We start from the raw sequence: 17,531 nt of genomic DNA, 5'->3' as shown, positions 1-17,531 counted from the left end.
GCCCGCCGAGCATCTCCGCAGCGAACGCCACCAGCCGCGGCCTGACCTGGTCCATCTCCTCCGGGGTCACGGATCAGAACACGACCACATCACGAGCCGGATCAGCGGTAGCGACACACGTAACAAAGTACTACTAGGGAGCCTGCTGCGCCTCCTTCGACGCCCCACCCGTCGGCAGCTGCGTGCTCGGCTGCTTCGTGCTCGTGGGCGGGAGCGTCGGCCTGCTCGTCGTCGGCTTCGACGTCGTCGGCTCGCCGGTCGAGGTCGACGTGGCCGGCTTCGACGGCCCCGTCGTCGGTTCCCCCGTGGAGGTCGCCGTCGGTGACTTCGTCGTCGTCACGGTGGCGGTCGGCGTCGGGGACGGCGACCTGTCACCGTCTTCTCCTCCCGACCGGCCGTCGAAGGCACGGCCGAGGCTGTTGCCACCCTTGTCTCCTCCACCGCCGACGGCGGAGGAGATCGGCTTGTCGATCATCGCCTCGATGCCGGTGATCGCGCCGAGACTGATGGCGAGCACACACGCCGCGGTGATCGCGACCGTCCTCGGGTTGATCCCGGCCAGCCGCGTCCGCCACCCGGTCCGCGTCGCCGGCACGCTCGTCGTGTCGTCCGCGGCCGGCGTGTCCTTGGTGCTGCCCCCGGGTGTGGCAGCGAAGCGTTCGGTGCGGTTCACGCGCACCTTGGTGATCGCCTCGCGGCCGCGTCGGAACGAGTGCGTGTAGATCGCCCCGCCGACGCTCGTCACGATGCTGACCACCACCGCGCCGATGATCGTCCCGTACACGCCGAACACCGACGCGGCCACCGCGGCCGAGGCCGCTGCCAGTGCTCCACCTACTACCTGCGTCGCGCTGAGCTCCATGCGCGGTTTCTCAGACATTCCTCCCGTTTCTTCCGCTGATCGAAGGTCTATTGGCACCCGCCCGGATTGTGTGGACTCCGGGCCCGGTTGTTCAACGACCCAGGAGCTCGACCCGTTGTCATGCTTCGCGACGCAGATGGGTGACCCGCCTCACGTCGCCGGGCACAATGGGAGAGATGAACGTCCCGGTCGAGTACGAGGTGCGCAGGTTCTCCCTGCCGCGAACCCTGTCGAACAACGCGACACGCCAGCTCCTCACCGAGCAGGCGGAGTACGGCAGCTGGGAGCTCGCCCGCCTTCGCCGCTACGCCGACGGCAGCCGCGACGTGTGGCTGCGCCGCAAGATCATCCGTGCCAGACGCAGCTTCGCGGTCGGCGATCTGCCTCGCGACGCCTGAGGGCCGGGTGCTATCGTGACGGTCCGCGGGGCTCCCCCGCATAGCGCGTCACGCACGCGCACGTCCGGGTGGCGGAATAGGCAGACGCGCTAGCTTGAGGTGCTAGTGCCGCGTAAGCGGCTTGAGGGTTCAAGTCCCTCCTCGGACACAACTCTACGCGCACGGTGGCAGCCGAGGTTTCGGCCGCCACCGTGTTGTCGTCTGGGTGGTAGGTGAGCTTCAGCCCGAGCTGCCAGTAGACCTCGGTCTTGTCGTCGGGGTGCGCCGTATTCAGGATCTCCAGCAGGCCGGACAGCGCGGTGACCAGCTGCCGAATCTCCTCGGCTCCAAGGCGCCGGTTCTGGATGCTCCTGAGCGTTTGCTGAGGTCCGCCGCTGCCAGGCTTCGTTCTGTCTGCGCTTCACTGATCCAAGAACCCAATTGTCAAATGTTGTGGATCGATGTGTCGCGTGTTGGTGTGTCTCGGCGGCACTACATGACGCTCGCCGACATCTACCGATTCCCTACCCAGCACTTCGACTTCCACCACGGCCAACTCACCCTGACCACTGACGAACCGTAGTGATCAAGCCACGCCGAACGACGAGCCGCGCCGGTTACAGGTAGGTGAGCGCCTCGCGGACGGTGATCCGTGACGCGCGGGTGGCTGCGGCGTCGGTGGCGAGCGCAGCGCCGAGGAGGACGACGGCGACCCAGATGCCGACGGCGAGCGGGGAGATTCGGTAAGGGAGCGCCGCGTTGCCGAAGAGGTTGCCGAGACCGTAGCCGAGCACGAGGGTGAGCAGCAGCGTCGGGATGGCGGCGACGAGGCAGCTCGCGACCGCGAGGAAGGTACCTTCCACGACGACGATGCGGCGGACGGCCCTCGGGCGCGCGCCGATCGCGTGCATGATGCCGAACTCACGGAACCGGTCGAGGACGTTGGCGCCCATCGTGGCGGCCAGGCCGATCCCGCCGACCAGGCCGAGAGGTAGCGCGATGACCAGCAGAACGCCGAGGACGGGCCCGAGGTGCTCCGACGAAGCGGTACTCCCACGGCTGACCGACTGGGAGGACCCGACGGTGAGGCCCGCCCCGGTGAGCGTCCGGTCGACGGCGGCCGCGACGGTCTGGCGGGTCCGTTCGTCGTGGCTCGTCGTGATGATCCGCAGCCGGTTCACCACCTGCGGCTGACCGGTGGCATCGGCGAATCCGGCAGCCGTCGCGTAGACGCCGCTGCCCTCACCACCGCCCTCGGCGATGCCCGCGATGCGCCATGTCGTCGGAGTGCCGTCGATGAACAGCCGGACGGCGTCACCGGGACCGAGACCTGGCACGGTCTTGTCGCGGGCCGCCTGATCCAGCACGACCACGCCGGTCTCACCGTCGCGCGGCCGCCGGCCTTCCACCAGCGTCGACTTCGTTGGGAGTGTGTTGAGCGTGATGCTGCCGTGCCCCTGGTCGGGGTAGGTACGGGTGAACGGGAGCTTCCCGGTCTCGGCGATGCCGATCTGCACCTGCCGCCACGCCTGGACCTCGGTGACGTCGGGAATCCGTCGCACGGCGGCGGTGACGTGACCGTCACCAGCGGACCGGTCGAGCGCCACGTCGACGTCCCAGTAACGCTGTGCGAGGCGCTCCCCGTCCTCGGCCTCGGTGCCGGAACGCAGGGACATGCCCGCCACGAACACCGTCCCCGCGCTCGCCAGCAGGCCAACCGACAACCAGAATCGAGCCGGCCTGCGGACGGTGTTCCGCAACGCCATGAGCACGCCGCGGTCGAGGCAGGGCAGCCGGCTCAGCCGCGCGAGCACACCGGAGGCGGCACTCGGCTTCGTCGCGCCGCCGTGGTGGTCGATCGCCGCCCTGACCGTGGTACGGCTCGCCCGCACCAGTGGCGGCAGCGTCAGCAACGGCGGCAGGCCGAGCCCGACCGCGACGATCACGGCGTAGGCCCACCAGGGCGCGGTGAGGCTGACGGGTTCGATGCCGAGCATCGTCAGCAGCCCTCCGACGCGGTCACGGGCGAGGAAGATGGCGGGCGCGATCGCGAGCGCGGTGGCGGCGGCCGCGACGGAGAAGGTCATCGCCAGGTACAGGCGTGCGATGCGTCCTGACCGCGCGCCTACCGCCTTCATAATGCCGATCTGCGGTATCTGCCTGGTGAACAGGTTGTTGAGCATGGCCGCCACCAGGATCGTGGCGAGAAGGAGCGCGGCCGCGCCGCCCGCCATGAGCGAGAGCAGCAGCACGTCGGCCTGCCACTGATGCGGGTGCGCGTACGGCGTAGGCACCTGGATCTCGGCGACGTCGACGTCGTAGTCACGCCCTAGCCAGCTGCCGACCTCACCGGCGACGGCGACGACCTCGGCGCGATCGTCGCTCGCTACCCGCGGCCCGGCGGGGTCGGCGACCTGGATCTTCAGTTGGTCGAACCGAGCGGTCGCGAGCGACGACGCGGACAGGTACGCATGCCCCTTCTGGTACTGCGGTGACGGCGCGAGGCTCGGGTCGTACACCGTCCCCGCGACGCGCAGCCGTAACGGTTCGCTGCCCGGCGGCTCGATGGTCACGGTGTCGCCGACGGCGATGCCGAGCAAGGCGAGCGAGTCGCGCCCGAGCAGTATCTCGCCAGGCGCGGGCGGCCAGCTGCCTTCCTGACCCACGTCAAACCGCGCCACGCGCATCGGGTCGTCCGCGGCCGCGACGAACGTCTGCAGCCGCAGGTCCCGCGGCCGGCCGTTCACCTGGACGCCGGTGTCGAACTGGGTACGGCCGGTCGCCTGGAGGACGCCGGGACGCTGCCGCGCCTGGTCGGCGATCGCCGCCATCCGTTCGGCGTCGACGGGCTCGTCGAGCACGATCGTCGCGGACGCCGGCTCCGTGCTCAGGTACGCGCTGCCCGTCTCCCGTCCGACCACCGCCCAGGCGGCGAGTATCCCGCCGAACGCCATCAGGCAGACGGCGATTGCGAACACCATCAGGACGAACCGCGGCCAGGACGCTCGCAGATCCCTGCGCAGCTTGACCGTCGACAGGCTCACTCCGCCACCTCCGCCGGCGCGCTCGCGTCGGACACGATGCGCCCGTCCACCAGTGTCACCTCGCGCGAGACGATCGACCTGATGTCGCGTTCGTGGGTGACCACGACGATGGTCCTGCCCTCGGCGTTGAGGTCGGCGAACAACGTCAACACGGCGTCGGCGGTGTGCGAGTCGAGGTTGCCCGTCGGCTCGTCGGCGAGCAGCAGCGGTGGGTCGTTCGCCAGCGCGCGGGCGATCGCGGCACGCTGCTGCTGGCCGCCGGACAGGGTGGCGGGCAGTTTGTCCGCCTGGTCGACGATGCCGACCCGTTCCAGCAAACGTACGGCGCGTTTGCGGCGTTCGTCGGCCGGGAGCTTCTTCGCGAAGTCCATCGGCAGCATCACGTTCTCCGCGACGGTCAACGTCGGTAACAGCTGGAAGAACTGGAAGACCAGACCGACGTTGCCACCACGCCAGCTCGCCAGCCCGGACTCCGACATCGCGCCGAGGTCCGCGCCTGCCGCGTGCACCGTTCCCGTCGTGGGTCGGTCGATGCCGGCGAGCATGTTCAGCAGCGTCGTCTTGCCGCTTCCCGACCGCCCGACGATCGCGACGAACTCACCGTGCCCGACGTCGAGGCTGAGGTGGTCGACGGCGACGACCTCGCTGTCACCGAGCGGGTACGTCTTGACGACGTCGTGCACCTCGATCACATGTCCCACGCCGACCCACTTTCGCGTTCGTACGTCTGGCTCATTCCGCCACTGCCGTGCTTCCTGGGTTGGTGGCCGCCACCGCCACCACCGAGCACGCCGGTGAGCATCAACGCGACCACCAGCAGGGCGATGACGGCGAGGAGGATCCCGAGCAGCTTCAGCCATCGCGTCATGCGCACAGTCGACCAAGAGGGCCGTTAGAGCGGCATTAGCTGCGCCCTAACAACCGCCTAACGCGACGGCCGGGCACGATGGTGTACGTGCGGGTACTGGTTGTCGAGGACGAACGGCTGTTGGCCGACGCGGTAGCCGACGGGCTGCGCAAGCACGCCATGGCCGTCGACGTCGCGTATGACGGCGACGCCGCGCTGGAGCGGCTGGCCGTGAACGACTACGACGTGGTCGTCCTCGACCGCGACCTTCCACGCGTGTCCGGCGACCAGGTGTGCGCGGCTCTCGTCGAGTCCGCGTCGGACACTAGGATCCTGATGCTCACCGCGGCGACCGCCGTCGCGCAACGCGTCACAGGCCTCGGCCTCGGCGCCGACGACTACCTCACCAAACCGTTCGCGTTCGCCGAGCTGATCGCCCGCGTCCAAGCCCTCGCGCGGCGAGCGCGCCCCGCTACCCCGCCGGTGCTCGAACGCGCGGGGATCCGGCTCGATCCGCACCGGCACGCCGTCACCCGCGACGGGGAACCCGTCCCGTTGTCCCGCAAGGAGTTCGCCGTCCTCGCTGAACTCCTACGCGCCGACGGTGGCGTGGTCTCCGCCGAGCAGCTTCTGGAGAGGGCATGGGACGAACACACCGACCCGTTCACGGGCGTCGTCCGCTTCACCATCATGATGGTGCGCAGGAAGCTGGGCGACCCACCGGTCATCGAGACCGTCCCTGGCACTGGCTACCGCGTCCGATGAGCCGTCACTGGCCGTCGACGATCCGGCTCAGGCTCACCGCGCTGTACGCGGGAGCGTTCTTCCTCGCGGGCACGGCGCTCATCGCGCTCACGTACCTGTTCCTCCAGCAGGCGCTCGACCACAACCTGAATACGCGGGTCGCCAGCACCCAACGGATCACCGAGGAGACCCTTCGCGAGCTGCACGCGACCGACCGCGAACAGCTCGCGGAGTTCCACCGGGCGCTCAGAGCCCAGTTCGAGCAGGAACGCGACGACACCCTGCGCACGATGCTGACCTGGTCGCTGGTATCGCTGGGCGTGGTCGGCGTCGCCGCGGGCGGGTGCGGCTGGCTGCTCGCCGGCCGTGCGCTGCACCCGCTCCAGCGGATCACCGCCACCGCGCGCCGGGTCGCCGACCACAGCCTCCACGAACGCATCGCGCTGCAAGGCCCCGCCGACGAGATCAGGGACCTCGCGGACACGTTCGATGCCATGCTGGAACGGCTCGACCGCTCGTTCGACGGCCAGCGCCGCTTCGTCGCCAACGCGTCCCATGAGCTCCGCACCCCGTTGACGATCAACCGCACCCTCATCGAGGTCACCCTGGACGACCCCGACGTGCCCGAGGCGACGCGCAAGCTCGGCACAGCGCTGCTCGAGGTCAACGACAGACACGAACGCCTCATCGACGGACTCCTTACACTTGCCAGCAGCGACCAGGACCTCACCGAGCGGGAACCCGTCGACCTCGCGGACGCCGCCCGCCAAGCGATCACCGTCTCGTCCGGCACCGCGCGCACCGCCGGGGTGGAGATCCGCTCCACCCTCACACCCGCAACGTTCACCGGCGACCCGGTACTGCTCGAACGTCTCGTCCAGAACCTGCTGGACAACGCCATCCGCTACAACACCACCAACGGCTGGACGTCGATCACCACCGGGACCACCGACGGCTACGCCTACGTGACCGTAGAGAACACCGGCCCCATCATCGGCATCGACGAGATCGACGAGCTGTTCGAACCGTTCCGCAGACTCGGCACCGGCGACCGCCTCACCGACGACCGCCTCACCGACGACACCGACCCGATCGGGCGAGGAGCCGGACTCGGCCTGTCCATCGTCCGCGCCGTCACCCATGCCCACAACGGCCACATCCACACAGCCCCCCGCCCCGGTGGCGGCCTCACCATCCAAGTCCGCATCCCGAACACCTGACCGTGAGATGCAAGCCGAGGATCTCGCGGTGCCCATCATCGTTCACCCCGGTCACGACCAGCGCGTGCACGCCTGCCACTCGACCGCCTTCGCAGACCTTCAACACCAGCGCGTCGATGAACGTGCCGAGCAGGTCACGCAGCAGAGTGAGAGGTCTTCCAAGGACCACGCGATGACCACGGCGCGAAGCTCGAAGGCTCCTCCCTCCCCCCACACGAGCGTGCGGAACCGGTGCCGCTGTCGCGCCTGGCCGCCGAGGCCGGCGTGCCCGAAGAGCGGCTGGCTGCCTGGCTGCGCGCACAGCCAGGCACGGACTGGGACGACCACGGGCGACTGCTCGGGTTCGGCCTGACCCAGCGCGAGACCCGGCACCGGTTCGTCGTCGAGGACCGTGAGCTGTTCACGTTCTGCGCCGCGGACACGCTGCTGTTCCCGCCGATCCTCGGCCAGCCCGCGAGCGTGGCATCGACATGCCCGGTCACGGGTCGCACGATCCGGGTCGAGGTCACGCCGGACGCCGTGACCTCGATGGAGCCCTCGACGCAGCGCTGCCGGTCTGCCTTCCGCCCGGCCAGCCGCAACGGCAGCATCACGTTTTGCAGCACGTCGAGCGTCGGCAGCAGGTTGAACTGCTGGAACACGAAGCCCACCCGCTGGCGCCGGAACTTCGTCAGTGCGGTCTCGTTGCCACCGGTCACCTCGGAGCCATCGATCGACACCCGGCCACGGGTCGGCAGGTCGAGCCCCGCCGCGCACTGCAGGAACGTGCTCTTACCGGAGCCCGAGGGCCCCATGACCACGGTGAACCCACCCGCGGGGACGTCGACGGTCACCTCGTCGAGCGCGGTCACCCGGCCGCCCGCGGTCTCGTACGTCTTGGTCACCGACTCCAACCGCACGGCCTCCGGCCGTCTCTGCACGGTCACCTGCTACCACCTCGCTACCCGCCCACCCAACGGCGTCCGAACACGCCACGCTGTTGAGCGTAGGTGTCGTGCCGGGCCGGCACAGGGGGGTTAGGTCCACCCCCACGCGATCCCAGATCGCCCGAGCGACTACCTGGTCTCCGCGGTCAGCCATGCCAGGTAGTCGGGGTTGCCGCCCACCACCGGGACGGCGACGATCTCGGGGACGTCGTACGGGTGCGCGTCGCGCAGGTGTGCCACCAGCTCGTCGAGCCGGTCCCCCGCCGTCTTCATGACGAGCAGCCACTCCTCGTCGGTCGTCGTCGCCCCGTCCCACCGGTACGTGCTGCGGATCGGCCCCACCACCTGGGCGCAGGCGACCAGTCGGGCACCGACGACCGACTCGGCCAGTCGCGCCGCGGCGTCGCGGTCGTCGATCGTGGTCTCGACACGCACGTGCTCGCTCATGGACCCAGCGTACGGATCAGGTCTCCGCGCGGGACTCGCCGTCCCAGCCGGTGAAGCCGTACTCGGCCCAGCGGCTCTTCACCTGGGCGATGTCCTCGGGGGCGTTCTCGACGGTGGGAGGGAACTTCGCGCCGCCCCACTCGGCCCGCGCCGCGTAGCGCCAGGTCTTCGTCGCGTCGATGAGCATGCGGTTCCACAGGCCGGAGCCGAGATCGCCGACGGAACGCTCCTCCAGCGGGGTGCTGGGGTCGATGGGCGAGCCGAAGCTGCCGGGGAACACCACGATGTCGTCGGTGCCGGCGCGCACCCGGTAGGCGATCGCCCAGTCGAGCGCGGAGTAGTCGGAGATGTCGACGTCCTCGTCGACCACGATGACGTTCTTGTACCGGTACAGCGCCGCGCCGCTGCTCCACAGCGCCGACGCCACCCACTTGGCGTGACCCTCGTTGACCTTGCGGATCTGCACCGCGATCGTCGTGCCGTTGGTCACCGGGTGGACGTAGACGTTGGTCACGCCGGGCACGCCGGCGTTCTCCAGGGTGCGCCACGCGATGGCCGCCCGCTGCAACGCGGACATGTGGCTGTTCTCGCCGCTCGCGCCGGGCAGCGAACCCTCCAGCGTGCCACGGAAGATCGGCGACTCCCGGTGCGTCACGGCCGTCACCTGGATCGTCGGCCGGCGGGTCGGCAGGTCGCTGACGTAGCCGGTGAACTCGCCGAACGGACCCTCCATCTCGTACGTGTCGGGGTCGGGCGAGATGTAGCCCTCCACGACGATCTCGGCCGACGCCGGCACCTCCAGGTCGACCGTCCGGCACCGCACCAGCGGCACCGGCGCGCCGAGGTACGCGCCCATCACGTCGTACTCGGACACACCCTTCGGGATGGGGCTGCCGGCGAGGAAGTCCATCACCGGGTGCCAGCCGTAGATGCAGGCCACCTGCATCGGCTTCTTCCGCTCGACGTGCTTCGCCCAGTGCAGGCCCCAGTGCTGGCTCGGCACGAGCAGCATCGGGATCTTGTCGCGGCCGGAGATCATGCCGCGGTAGACGCCGACGTTGACCGATCCGTCGTCGGGGTCCTTGGTGACGATCGCCGCGAACGTGTTGATGTAGCGGCCGCCGTCGAGGTGGTGCCACCGCGGTACCGGCAGCTCGGTCAGGTCGATGTCGTCGCCCTTGACCACGACCTCGTGGACTGGACCGTCGTCGACGATGACGGGCGGCACCTGCTTCGCGTTGGTGTCGAGCACGTACTTCACGAGCTCATCGTGCTCGGGCGGGGTGTCGTAGCCGAGCAGCAGGGACAGCCTGCGCTGGCTCGCCAGCAGGCTCGTGACGAGCTTCCCGCATCGCGCGTCGGGAGTGTTGTACCCGGTGATGTTGTCGAAAAGCAGGGCCGGACCCTTGCGCCGCAGGGCCTCGCGGGTCAGTGCCCCGAGCTCCCGATCCCAGTGGACCTCGCCCGTGACGTCGGCGAGCTCGCCGTGGGTGCGCAGCCGGTCGAGAGCCGTACGGAGATCCTCACTGCTGTGCTTCGTCATCGGGACGCCCGGCCCACCTTCCTCGTGTCGGTCAAGTCGGCGTGTTGGTCTGACCGTGGTGCCACGCCAGCACCTTGTTCTCCAGCGCCATGAATCCGGTGTTCAGCAGGTAGCCGAGCAGGCCGAGCAGTGCGATGCCGGCGAACATGTCGGGCACACGGAACGTCTTCTGCGCGTCGAGGATGAAGTAGCCGATCCCGTTGGTGCTGCCGATCATCTCCGAGATCACCATCATGATCAGCGAGAGTGACAGGCCGATGCGCAGTCCGGCGAAGATGTTCGGCATCGCCGATGGCACGACCACACGAACGATCGCCTGTGCCTTGCGCAGCCCGAAGATCGCGGCGGTGTCGAGACGTTCCTGGCTGACGCTCCGCGCACCGTCATTGCTGTTCAGCAGCACCGGCCAGAACGTGCCGAACGCGATCACCATGATCTTCATGGCGTCGCCGATGCCGAGCAGGAGGATGCCGACGGGGATGATGATGGGCGGTGGGATGGCGCGGAAGAACTCGAAGAACGGGTCGAGCGTCCTGAACAGCTGCCGGAACGAGCCCGTCAGCACGCCGATCACGATGCCGAGCACCGCAGCGACCACGAAGCCGATGAGCATCCGGTACAGGCTCGGCAACGCCTCCCCGAGCAGGAACTCCGGATACGTGAGGATCCCGAAGAGGTGCACGACCGCGGTGCTGAACGGCGGGAAGTAGAAGGACTGCAGCAGCCGCGCGGTCACCTCCCACAGCACGAGCGCGCCGAGCAGCACGCCGAAGCCGAGCAGGTTCGACCGCAACCTTCCGGTTCGCGGCCCGTCGGCGGTCGTCGCTTTGGTCTCGGTCGACGTCGTCGCGGTCATCAGGCGCCCCTCTCCCCGTATGCCGCGGTCCAGAAGACGCCGCGCCGCTCGACGAGCCGGAACACCGTGTTGAGCAGGTAGCCGAGAATGCCGGCCAGCAGGATGCCCGCGTACAGCTCCGGCGTCCGGCCGACCTCCTCCATCCGGCCCACGTAGAAGCCGATGCCGCTGCTGCCGGCGACGAGCTCGGCGGTGACGGTCAGGTGGATGGCCATCGCGGCGCTGACGCGGAAGCCGGTGGCGACGCTCGTCAGCGCGGACGGCAGCGTCACCCGGCGCAGGATCTGCGCGCTGGACAGGCCGAAGTTCCGTGCCGTGTCGACCGCGACGGGGTCGATCGAGCGCACCCCGTAGAACGTGTTGAACAGGATCGGCCAGAACGCGGCGTACGCGATGACCGACACCCGCATCGAGTACGTCCCGAGGCCGAACACCAGGATCGCGAGCGGGATGATCGCGACCGAGGGAATCGGCCGGAGGAACTCCACGATCACCTTGATCGCGTCGTAGAACGTGCGGAACGTGCCCATCAGCACACCGACGAGCACGCCGAGGACCGCAGCGAGCACCAGGCCCTCGGCGTACGCGACGAGTGTCGCGAGGACCTGCAGCGACAGGCTGCCGGTCAGCAGTTCACGCACGAGCGTCGTCACGATCAACGACGGCGGCGGGAAGTACTCCGAGAGCAGGTCCAGCCGGACCACGACCTCGAGGAGAACGGTGAACGCCACCACGAAGCCCCAGCCGCGGACGTTGATCCTGCTGTCCAGGGCCGGGAGCAGAGCTCCCGGCCGCGTGGACAGCCTGTGTCCGGCACTCACCATGGACGGACCTACTTCGACGTGACGGCGGTCGAGATGAGGTCCTTCGCGTCCACCTTCTTGGTGACCACGTCGTACTTGACGCCGACGTCGATCTGGGGCTGGATCAGGCCGGCCTCGAGGGTCTCGCCGTAGATCGCGCGCTTCATGTTCGCCGCGGTCTTCTCCTCGATCTCGAGGTTCTTGACGAGGATCTCGGCGGACCGCTCGTGGTTCTCCTCCTTGTTGGCCCACGCCGCGGTCTTGGCCATAACCTCGGAGAACTTCTTGGCCTGCTCCGGGTTCTTCTCCGACCATTCCTTCGTGGTCACCCAGCCGGAGGTCATGAACCGCTTGGAGATGCCGCCGTACGCGTTTCCCAGGACGCGGCAGCAGTTGCCGACCGCCTTGGACAGCGCCGGCTCGAGGATCAGCGCGGCGTCGACCTTGCCCTGGTCGAGCGCGGCGGGCATCTGTGGGAACGGGAACTCGATGAACTTCAGGGACTTCGAGTCGCCACCGTTCTTGTCCACCCATGACTTGACGGCGAGGTCGGTGATGTTCTTCAGGCCGTTGACCGCGACCGTCTTGCCCTTCAGGTCGGCCGCCGACTTCACCTTCGAGTCCTTCGGCACGACGAGGGACGCCGAGATCGGGCCACTCTCGTCGTACATGCTGCCGGGTGCGAGGAAGACGAACGGCAGCCCCTCGGCCGCCGAGGTCGCCACGGACGTCACGTTGGCGCTACCGATCTCGAGGCTCTTCGACACCACACCGGACGCGATAGCGGCGCCGTCGCTGATCTGCCTGACCTCGACGTTCAGGCCGGCGTCCTCGAAGTAGCCGAGCTCCTTCGCGTAGTAGATCTGGGCATCGGAGTCTGTCGCCTTCACGCCGATCCGCAGCTTGGACGAACCGTCCTCACCACCGCCACCGCCACCTTCGTCGGAGGGCGCGCCTGGTCCGCATGCCGCGGACAGTGCGAGTGCGGCGACCACGGGAACGATCGCGAGACGGCGCAGTGTGCGCCCTGTTCTTACCGCAGGCATATCAGTTCCTTTCGGTTTCTTCGACCCGCTGCGGTCGCTTGCCGATCATGTCGTGCAGCTCGTTGCGGAGCTTCCAGAACGCGGGGTCACTTCTGGTCTTGGTCTGTTCGCGGGGTCGTTCGAGGTCGACGACGATCTCCCGCACCACCACCGACGGCGGCGGGCTCAGGACGAGGACCCGGTCGGAGAGGTACACGGCCTCGTCGATGTCGTGGGTCACGAGGAGGACGGTGATGCCGAACGTGTTGCGCAACCGTAGCGTGAGGTCCTCGAGCGACATCCTCGTCAGCGCGTCGACGGAGGCGAACGGCTCGTCGAGCAGCAGGATCTCGGGGCTGAACGCGATCGCGCGGGCGATGGCCACCCGCTGCTGCATGCCACCGGAGAGCTGCCACGGATACTTGTCGGTGCTCTCCTCGAGCCCGACGGCCTTGACGGCCTCCTGCGTCGCGGCCTTCTTCTCGGCCGCGGTCATGTTCTTCTTGTTCTTCAACGGGAACGCGACGTTGCCGCCTACGGTGAGCCACGGGAACAGTGACCGGTGGTAGTCCTGGAACACCAGGATCATCTCCGGCGGCGGCGAAGTCACCTGCCGGTCGTGGAGGCGTACCTGCCCTCCGGACGGCGCGAGCAGCCCGCAGATCATCTTCAGCAACGTCGTCTTCCCCGCCCCCGAGGGACCGACGATCGACACGAACTCGCCCTGCCGGACCTCACACGTGACGTCCTCGACGGCGAGGGTACCGTTGCCGTACTGCTTGCGGAGGCTCGCGATCTCGAGCAACCCGGACTTCTCCACCACCATTGGCCACCTTGCTCCGCTCGACAGGTTCTCCTGTCCCCCGCTTGCACCCAGTCATACACCTGATGTATGCATGTTGGCTATGACCAGTGTACGACGAGCGTCTGCTCGAAAACGCAGCGAGAGCGCGCAGGACTCGACGTACCACTGGCTGAAGACGCACATCGCTGCGTTGCCACGCAGCGAGGGCACTTTCCTCACCGAGCACGAGATCGCCACCGCCGCGGGCACCTCACGCACGCCCGTACGCGAGGCGTTGCTGCGCCTGGAGACCGAGGGACTCGTGCAGATCGTGCCCAAGAAGGGCGCCTTCGTCCCACCGATCTCGGACAGTGACATCGCCGACGTGATGGAGGCGCGCCACCTCGTGGAGGACTGGAGTGTGCGCCGGATCACATCGGCGCACAAATCGCTCACCCCCGAGCTCAGCGCTCTCGTCGACGATCTCAACTCCCTCGTCGCCAAGCAGGAGGAGGTCGTCGAGGACGACGTCGCCTTCATCGACCTCGACCGCGTGTTCCACCGCACGATCGTGGAGGCCACGGGCAACACCGTGCTCGCCGCGTTCTACGAGTCCCTGCGCGACCGGCAGGTACGCATGGGCATGCAGGCGGTGGCGACGTCGAAGGACCGCTCGCAGCGCGTGCTCGGCGAGCACCTGGCGATCGTCCGCGCGCTGCGGAGCAGGAACACCGACCGTGTGGCCGCGGCGGTGCGCACGCACCTCGACAACACCCTCGGCGTGCTGCGCACCGCACCGCGCACGCGGAGCACACCGACAAGGGAAGGCGCGTGACCACGTGGCGGAGCTGAGACTCACGATCTCGGGCTCGGACGACGCGTTGGCCGTCCGCGCCGAACGCCTCGTGATCGCGGGCTACACCGCGCGCGACGACGCGTCGGTGCGGGAGCACATCGACGAGCTCGCCCGCATCGGGGTCCCACCCCCGCCGACCGTGCCGATGTTCTACCACCTCGATCCCGGGTTGCTCACCACCGACGAGGTCGTCGACGTGGCCGGCGACCTGACGTCCGGCGAGGTCGAGCCCGTGCTGGTCCGTGCCGGCGGCCGCTGGTACCTCGGCGTCGGCTCCGATCACACCGACCGCGACCTCGAACGCGAGGACATCGGCACGGCCAAGGCGGCATGTCCCAAGCCGCTCGGCGACGTCGTCGTTCCCCTCCCCGACGACCTCGCGGCCGGGGCGTACGACACGGCGTGGGACCGCGCGCACGCGCGTTGCGAGGTCGACGACACGCTCTACCAGGACGGTCCCGTCGCGGTGCTCAGGCAGCCGAGCGACCTACTTCCCAGGCTGTCCGCGGAGCTCACCGCCCGCGGGGAGGATCCCGAGGCGGGTGATCTGGTGGTCTTCACCGGCACGCTGCCGCTGGTCGGCGGCGAGTTCCGTGCCGGCCGGTCGTGGCACCTGGAGCTCACCCTCGACGGCGGGCCGACCGTCCTCACCCACCGCTACGACGTCAAGCAGAGGAGCAGCTGATGCGCACCGGAGCCGACTACTTAGCGGCACTGCGCGACGACCGTGAGATCTACGTCGACGGCAAGCGGGTGGACGACGTCACCGTGCACCCGGCGTTCGCCCCGATCACGGCGACGATGGCCGAGCTGTACGACCTCGCCGCCGATCCGGCCAACGGGATGCAGTACAAGGCGCCGGAGACCGGCGAGACCGCCAACCGGGTCTTCTCGATCCCGCGCAGCCGCGACGACCTCGTCGCCAGGCGCGCCGCCATCGAGACCTGGTCCCGGCACACGCACGGCTGGGTCGGCCGCAGCCCCGACCACGTCGGGGCGTTCCTCGCCGGCTTCGCCGCCCACCCCGAGGCGTTCACGAGCGAGGACCGCGACTTCTCCGACAACGTCGTGAAGTACCACGAGCGCGCGCTCCGCGAGAGCCTCTTCGTCTCGTACGCGATCATCCCCCCGCAGGTGTCGAGGGCGACCTCGGCGCACGCGTGGGAGGGCGACCTCGTCCAGGTCGGCGTCGCCGAGGAGTGCGCCGACGGCATGCTGGTGCGCGGCGCACAGATGCTCGCGACCGGCGGCGCGATCGCCGACGAGATCTTCGTGTCGTGCATCAAGCCGCTGACGCCGGAGGACCGCGACTTCGCAGTGGGCTTCACCATCCCGGTGAGCGCGTCGGGGCTCAAGCTCTACTGCCGCCGCCCGTACGCGTCCGCCGCGACGAGCCGATACGACTACCCGCTGAGCACGCGGTACGACGAGACCGACGCGCTACTGGTATTCGACGACGTGCTCGTGCCCTGGGACCGTGTCTTCGTCTGCCGCGACGTCGACGGCGTGCGCAAGCAGTTCTTCGGCACCGGCGCGCACGTGCTCGGCAACTGGCAGGCGCAGATCCGCTTCGCGGTGAAGCTGCAGTTCCTCGCCGGCCTCGCCGTCAAGGTCGCCAGGACCAACGGCGTCGACCGCATCCCCGGCGTGCAGGAGAAGCTAGGCGAGCTCGCCAGCCTCGCCTCGCTCGTCGAGTCCGCCGTCCTCGCCGCGGAGTACGGCGCCGAGCCCGACGACGCGGGCCTGTGGCTCCCGCGGCCGCGCCCGCTCTACGGTGCGATGGGACTGCAGGCCGAGCTGTACCCGCGCGTGCTCGCGATCGTCCGCGACCTCGTCGGCGGCGGCGTGCTGCAGGTCCCGTCGAGCGTCGAGGAGATGCGCAATCCCGCCACGCGTGCGGACATGGACAGGTACATCCAGTCCCCCGGCGTGTCCGCCGACGAGCGGATCAAGCTGTTCAAGCTCGTGTGGGACGCGGTGAGCAGCGAGTTCGGCGGCCGGCACCACCAGTACGAGATGTTCTACGCCGGAGCGCCCTTCGTGGCGAAGGGCTACGCGTACCGCAACTACGGCTTCGACGAGCCGCTCGGCGAGGTCGACGCCTTCCTCGCCTCGTACGGCGTCGACGACTGACAGGGAGCCCTTTCTGACATGGCCAAGCCAGAGCACGAGTTCTTCGACGTCGGCACCATCGGCTTCACCCCGTGCGCCGGCGACGCCGGCGGGCTCACCGAGCGCATCCTCGCCGACGATCCCGACACCGGCGTGGCGACGCGGATGCTCCGCCTCGACCCCGGTTGCGACACGAGCCCGAACGGTGTGCAGGAGCACGACTTCTGGGAGGAGGTGTACATCCTGGAGGGGTCGATGACCGACCTCAGGCTCGACGAGACGTTCCGGGCGGGGACGTACGCCTGCCGACCGCCCGGTATGCCGCACGGTCCCTGGCAGAGCGACGACGGGTGCCTCACCTTCGAGGTGCGCTACCGGGCGTAAGAGCGAAGGGCGGGAGAATCCGATGAGTCACGAGGAACGCCCGGCGCTCGATCCCGTGGAGCTGCGGCGCACGATGGGACGGTTCGCCACCGGCGTCGCCGTCGTCACCACGATCGCCGACGGCCAGGCACACGGCATGACGGTCAACTCGCTCACGTCCGTGTCGCTCGACCCGCCGCTGCTGCTCGTCAGCCTGATGCCCGAGGCCCGCACGACCGAGGCCATCCGTGCCGCCGGCCGGTTCGCGGTGTCCGTCGTCGCGGCTCGCCAGGAGAGCATCGCCCGCCGCTTCGCCAAGACCGGCGAGGACCACTTCGCCGGACTGCCGCTGGAGTACGGCAACCACGAGGTGCCCGTCGTCCCCGACTCCCTCGCGCACCTCGAGTGCGTCACGGAGCAGGAGATCCCGGCGGGCGACCACGTCCTCGTGCTCGGCCGCGTCGTCGCGACGTGCGCCAGGGACGGTCATCCGCTGGCGTTCTACGCGGGGAGCTTCGGCGAGTTCACCGCCGGCGGCCAGGCCCCCGCCGACTGGTTCTTCTGAGCGATGGTCAGGGCCTCCCTGTTGATCACGTTCATTCGAAAATGGCTGTCAGGTGGCTGCCTGGGTGAGGGTGACGGTGTAGCCGAGGGTGGTGAGTTGGTGGGTGAGTCGGGCTTTGCGGTGGGCGTGGTTGCCGGTGTGTCGGTTGGTGTGCCAG

The 17,531-nt window shown here is 68.9% G+C and carries 19 protein-coding genes, 1 tRNA gene and 1 pseudogene; 10 read left to right on the top strand and 11 right to left on the bottom strand.

The window, feature by feature from the left end:
* Window positions 1-133: 133 nt before the first annotated feature.
* Window positions 134-880: a hypothetical protein gene (locus tag GEV10_27370; protein ID MQA82147.1), complete on the bottom strand. Its 747-nt coding sequence runs from the start codon at window positions 878-880 to the stop codon at window positions 134-136.
* A 158-nt stretch (window positions 881-1,038) separates the two neighbouring features.
* Here GEV10_27370 and GEV10_27365 point away from each other — a divergent pair, with 158 nt between their 5' ends.
* The 3 genes from GEV10_27365 (at window position 1,039) to GEV10_27355 (ending at window position 1,822) form a co-directional block, all read left to right on the top strand.
* A complete protein-coding gene (locus GEV10_27365) occupies window positions 1,039-1,260 on the top strand; it encodes a hypothetical protein (protein MQA82146.1) in 222 nt (73 codons plus the stop codon).
* A 62-nt stretch (window positions 1,261-1,322) separates the two neighbouring features.
* A tRNA-Leu gene (locus GEV10_27360) sits at window positions 1,323-1,408 on the top strand.
* Between the two features lie 57 nt (window positions 1,409-1,465).
* Window positions 1,466-1,822, top strand: coding sequence for a hypothetical protein (locus tag GEV10_27355; protein MQA82145.1), 357 nt, complete (start codon window positions 1,466-1,468; stop codon window positions 1,820-1,822).
* A gap of 34 nt (window positions 1,823-1,856) precedes the next feature.
* On the opposite strand, the gene GEV10_27350 is transcribed toward GEV10_27355, so the two are convergent.
* Both GEV10_27350 and GEV10_27345 read right to left on the bottom strand, forming a co-directional pair.
* Window positions 1,857-4,283, bottom strand: a complete 2,427-nt coding sequence (locus GEV10_27350; GenBank protein MQA82144.1) for an FtsX-like permease family protein — start codon at window positions 4,281-4,283, stop codon at window positions 1,857-1,859.
* The gene (locus GEV10_27345) at window positions 4,280-5,143 is read right to left on the bottom strand and encodes an ATP-binding cassette domain-containing protein (protein ID MQA82143.1); all 864 of its coding nucleotides are present in this window, start codon (window positions 5,141-5,143) and stop codon (window positions 4,280-4,282) included. The genes GEV10_27350 and GEV10_27345 overlap by 4 nt, the downstream gene beginning before the upstream one ends.
* A 95-nt stretch (window positions 5,144-5,238) precedes the next feature.
* On the opposite strand from GEV10_27345, the gene GEV10_27340 reads away from it, so the two are divergent.
* Window positions 5,239-5,895, top strand: a complete 657-nt coding sequence (locus GEV10_27340; GenBank protein MQA82142.1) for a response regulator — start codon at window positions 5,239-5,241, stop codon at window positions 5,893-5,895.
* Window positions 5,892-7,094 (top strand): HAMP domain-containing protein, encoded by a 1,203-nt coding sequence (locus GEV10_27335; protein MQA82141.1) that lies wholly within the window; start codon window positions 5,892-5,894, stop codon window positions 7,092-7,094. The genes GEV10_27340 and GEV10_27335 overlap by 4 nt, the downstream gene beginning before the upstream one ends.
* A 1-nt stretch (window position 7,095) precedes the next feature.
* Here GEV10_27335 and GEV10_27330 read toward each other — a convergent pair.
* From GEV10_27330 to GEV10_27295, 8 genes and pseudogenes are all read right to left on the bottom strand, one after another.
* A pseudogene (locus GEV10_27330) lies at window positions 7,096-7,218 on the bottom strand (IS256 family transposase).
* A 10-nt stretch (window positions 7,219-7,228) separates the two neighbouring features.
* The gene (locus GEV10_27325; protein ID MQA82140.1) at window positions 7,229-8,020 is read right to left on the bottom strand and encodes an ATP-binding cassette domain-containing protein; all 792 of its coding nucleotides are present in this window, start codon (window positions 8,018-8,020) and stop codon (window positions 7,229-7,231) included.
* A 129-nt stretch (window positions 8,021-8,149) separates the two neighbouring features.
* On the bottom strand, window positions 8,150-8,467 hold the full coding sequence (locus tag GEV10_27320; protein ID MQA82139.1) for a divalent cation tolerance protein CutA: 318 nt from the start codon (window positions 8,465-8,467) through the stop codon (window positions 8,150-8,152).
* A 16-nt stretch (window positions 8,468-8,483) separates the two neighbouring features.
* A complete protein-coding gene (locus GEV10_27315; protein ID MQA82138.1) occupies window positions 8,484-10,010 on the bottom strand; it encodes a UbiD family decarboxylase in 1,527 nt (508 codons plus the stop codon).
* A gap of 31 nt (window positions 10,011-10,041) precedes the next feature.
* Window positions 10,042-10,866, bottom strand: a complete 825-nt coding sequence (locus tag GEV10_27310) for an ABC transporter permease subunit (protein ID MQA82137.1) — start codon at window positions 10,864-10,866, stop codon at window positions 10,042-10,044.
* A complete protein-coding gene (locus GEV10_27305) occupies window positions 10,866-11,984 on the bottom strand; it encodes an ABC transporter permease subunit (protein ID MQA82136.1) in 1,119 nt (372 codons plus the stop codon). The genes GEV10_27310 and GEV10_27305 overlap by 1 nt, the downstream gene beginning before the upstream one ends.
* The gene (locus GEV10_27300; protein MQA82135.1) at window positions 11,699-12,715 is read right to left on the bottom strand and encodes a hypothetical protein; all 1,017 of its coding nucleotides are present in this window, start codon (window positions 12,713-12,715) and stop codon (window positions 11,699-11,701) included. Before GEV10_27300 ends, GEV10_27305 begins: the two co-directional genes overlap by 286 nt.
* Before the next feature lies 1 nt (window position 12,716).
* A complete protein-coding gene (locus GEV10_27295) occupies window positions 12,717-13,520 on the bottom strand; it encodes an ATP-binding cassette domain-containing protein (GenBank protein MQA82134.1) in 804 nt (267 codons plus the stop codon).
* 79 nt (window positions 13,521-13,599) lie between these two features.
* On the opposite strand from GEV10_27295, the gene GEV10_27290 reads away from it, so the two are divergent.
* The 5 genes from GEV10_27290 to GEV10_27270 are packed head-to-tail and all read left to right on the top strand — an operon-like array spanning window position 13,600 to window position 17,374.
* A complete protein-coding gene (locus GEV10_27290; protein ID MQA82133.1) occupies window positions 13,600-14,313 on the top strand; it encodes an FCD domain-containing protein in 714 nt (237 codons plus the stop codon).
* 4 nt (window positions 14,314-14,317) lie between these two features.
* On the top strand, window positions 14,318-15,019 hold the full coding sequence (locus GEV10_27285) for a DUF2848 domain-containing protein (GenBank protein MQA82132.1): 702 nt from the start codon (window positions 14,318-14,320) through the stop codon (window positions 15,017-15,019).
* Window positions 15,019-16,467, top strand: a complete 1,449-nt coding sequence (locus tag GEV10_27280) for a 4-hydroxyphenylacetate 3-hydroxylase (GenBank protein MQA82131.1) — start codon at window positions 15,019-15,021, stop codon at window positions 16,465-16,467. Before GEV10_27285 ends, GEV10_27280 begins: the two co-directional genes overlap by 1 nt.
* 18 nt (window positions 16,468-16,485) lie before the next feature.
* Window positions 16,486-16,830 (top strand): cupin, encoded by a 345-nt coding sequence (locus GEV10_27275; GenBank protein MQA82130.1) that lies wholly within the window; start codon window positions 16,486-16,488, stop codon window positions 16,828-16,830.
* 22 nt (window positions 16,831-16,852) lie between these two features.
* A complete protein-coding gene (locus GEV10_27270) occupies window positions 16,853-17,374 on the top strand; it encodes a flavin reductase (GenBank protein MQA82129.1) in 522 nt (173 codons plus the stop codon).
* The last annotated feature ends 157 nt before the right edge of the window (window positions 17,375-17,531 follow it).

This window comes from Streptosporangiales bacterium (genome assembly GCA_009379955.1).
Lineage (GTDB): Bacteria > Actinomycetota > Actinomycetes > Streptosporangiales > WHST01 > WHST01.
The sequence above is the reverse complement of the archived record's forward strand: the minus strand, read 5'-3'. Positions and strand labels throughout refer to the sequence as shown.

What these genes read in the sequence shown, in the direction of transcription:
- GEV10_27370 (MQA82147.1), bottom strand. Translation starts at nt 880, where the DNA reads ATGTCTGAGAAACCGCGCATGGAGCTCAGCGCGACGCAGGTAGTAGGT.
- GEV10_27365 (MQA82146.1), top strand. Translation starts at nt 1,039, where the DNA reads ATGAACGTCCCGGTCGAGTACGAGGTGCGCAGGTTCTCCCTGCCGCGA.
- GEV10_27345 (MQA82143.1), bottom strand. Translation starts at nt 5,143, where the DNA reads ATGGCTGAAGCTGCTCGGGATCCTCCTCGCCGTCATCGCCCTGCTGGT.
- GEV10_27335 (MQA82141.1), top strand. Translation starts at nt 5,892, where the DNA reads ATGAGCCGTCACTGGCCGTCGACGATCCGGCTCAGGCTCACCGCGCTG.
- GEV10_27320 (MQA82139.1), bottom strand. Translation starts at nt 8,467, where the DNA reads ATGAGCGAGCACGTGCGTGTCGAGACCACGATCGACGACCGCGACGCC.
- GEV10_27315 (MQA82138.1), bottom strand. Translation starts at nt 10,010, where the DNA reads ATGACGAAGCACAGCAGTGAGGATCTCCGTACGGCTCTCGACCGGCTG.
- GEV10_27310 (MQA82137.1), bottom strand. Translation starts at nt 10,866, where the DNA reads ATGACCGCGACGACGTCGACCGAGACCAAAGCGACGACCGCCGACGGG.
- GEV10_27305 (MQA82136.1), bottom strand. Translation starts at nt 11,984, where the DNA reads ATGGTCGGAGAAGAACCCGGAGCAGGCCAAGAAGTTCTCCGAGGTTAT.
- GEV10_27300 (MQA82135.1), bottom strand. Translation starts at nt 12,715, where the DNA reads ATGCCTGCGGTAAGAACAGGGCGCACACTGCGCCGTCTCGCGATCGTT.
- GEV10_27295 (MQA82134.1), bottom strand. Translation starts at nt 13,520, where the DNA reads ATGGTGGTGGAGAAGTCCGGGTTGCTCGAGATCGCGAGCCTCCGCAAG.
- GEV10_27290 (MQA82133.1), top strand. Translation starts at nt 13,600, where the DNA reads ATGACCAGTGTACGACGAGCGTCTGCTCGAAAACGCAGCGAGAGCGCG.
- GEV10_27280 (MQA82131.1), top strand. Translation starts at nt 15,019, where the DNA reads ATGCGCACCGGAGCCGACTACTTAGCGGCACTGCGCGACGACCGTGAG.
- GEV10_27275 (MQA82130.1), top strand. Translation starts at nt 16,486, where the DNA reads ATGGCCAAGCCAGAGCACGAGTTCTTCGACGTCGGCACCATCGGCTTC.
- GEV10_27270 (MQA82129.1), top strand. Translation starts at nt 16,853, where the DNA reads ATGAGTCACGAGGAACGCCCGGCGCTCGATCCCGTGGAGCTGCGGCGC.